Origin of the sequence: Amycolatopsis halotolerans, assembly GCF_042647905.1 — a bacterium.
Lineage (GTDB): Bacteria > Actinomycetota > Actinomycetes > Mycobacteriales > Pseudonocardiaceae > Amycolatopsis > Amycolatopsis halotolerans.
The window spans coordinates 1-1502 of sequence record NZ_JBHRWI010000082.1; the positions used below are offsets into that span (position 1 = coordinate 1).

The window sequence follows — 1502 nt, forward strand, 5'->3', positions numbered from 1 at the left end:
TTGGCTGGTCGGCGGGGGGTGTGGTGATGGTGGTGTGGTAGCTGGTGTTTGTGCTGGTTGGGTGTTTGCTGGTGCGGTGCGGGTAGCGGGTGTTGGTGTTTTTCAGGGCGCGGGGGAAGACCCGGTGGCTGGTGTGTTTGGTGATCAGTTGGCGGGTCAGGTCTGTGCAGACCCAGTCGAGGTGCGCGGGGGCTTGGGCCGGGGTGATGGTGATCGCGTGCTGGGCGGCGTCGCGGGCTGCGGTGAAGGACAGTCGTGCGGGGTCGAGGTTGTGCCGGGCGGCGGTGGTGGCGATGAGCATGCGGATGGCTTGGTAGGTGACGAGCGCGGCCCAGAGTTCCTGGCTGGCGCGGACCGGGGTGGCCGCGCGCAGCGGGCGGCCTGCCAGGAGCACGGTTTTCAGGTCGCGGATCCCGGTTTCGGCTGCCCAGCGGCGGGCGTAGCAGTCCGCGATGCGCGCGGCCGGTGCGTGGCCGGGGTCGAGCAGGCTGGTGACCAGGCGGTAGCGTTCGGTGCGGGTGGCGCCGTCGGCGGTGACGGTGATGAGGGCTTCGACCACGCGCACGGTGATTCCTTTGACGGGGCGGGGTTTCGGGGGCCGGTGACCGCGTTTGCGGTTGCGGCGCACCTGTCTGCGCCAGGCGCGGGCGTCGTCGGGGTCGTGCAGCCGTGACAGGTAGGACCCGTCGGGCAGCACGGTGTCCACCGGCAGCCGGGGCGAGGCGGTTTTCGCGCGCCACAACAGATGCGCTCCCTGGGCGCGAGCGCTGGTCCAGAGCCGGTGGGAGAGGAAGTTCCGGTCGGCCAGCAGCAGCGTTCCCGGCCGCAGCCTCGGGACCAGCCGGTGGGAGAGGGTGGCCTCGCCGCGCCCCAGGTCGTCGAACACCGCGCCCGCGAGCTGCCGGGTCCCGCAGGCCAGGAGCACCAGCAACCGTGCTTTGGGCGGGCCCGCCTCGTTCCCGCCGGGGCCGCGGTGGCGGCGGAAGCGGTGCGCGTTCGCGGCGGTGTCGGCCAGCGCGATCTCCGTGCCGTCGATCGCGAGCAGCTGCAGCCCGAACGCGTGGGACCAGCCGGTGCGGGCCGAGGGCCGGGCCCGGGTCATCGCCGTGAACAACAGCTCCGCCGGCACCGCGCCGAGCCGGTCCCGCAGCGCGGACAACGCCGCCGAGCAGGGCACGCGCCAGCCGAGACGGTCCAGCACCGGCAACGCAGGGGCCGGGATCATCGCCCGGATCACCGACGCGTACGACTTCGTCGCCAGCAGCGGCAGCGCGAGCAGGAAATACACGCCCAGCCGGGCCGGCAGAGCACGCCACCGACGCTCGTCCCGACCGGCCACGGCCAGGGCCTCGTCGACCAGGCCGGGCGGGACCAGGCACGCCAGGATCCCCAGCCTGGCCTGGGACAGCAACCGACCCAACGGCGAGGACCAACCCGCGGACATGACAGCATGAACAGGCAACGAGGCTCCCTGCCGGACCGATGACCTAGACAATCGTCAG

Annotated in this window: 1 protein-coding gene; it reads right to left on the reverse strand. The window is 72.4% G+C overall.

Annotated elements, in window-relative coordinates:
- A partial coding sequence (locus tag ACFORO_RS46610; RefSeq protein WP_377896786.1) for an IS4 family transposase occupies window positions 1-1444 on the reverse strand: 1444 nt, incomplete at its 3' end.
- Window positions 1445-1502: the final 58 nt, after the last annotated feature.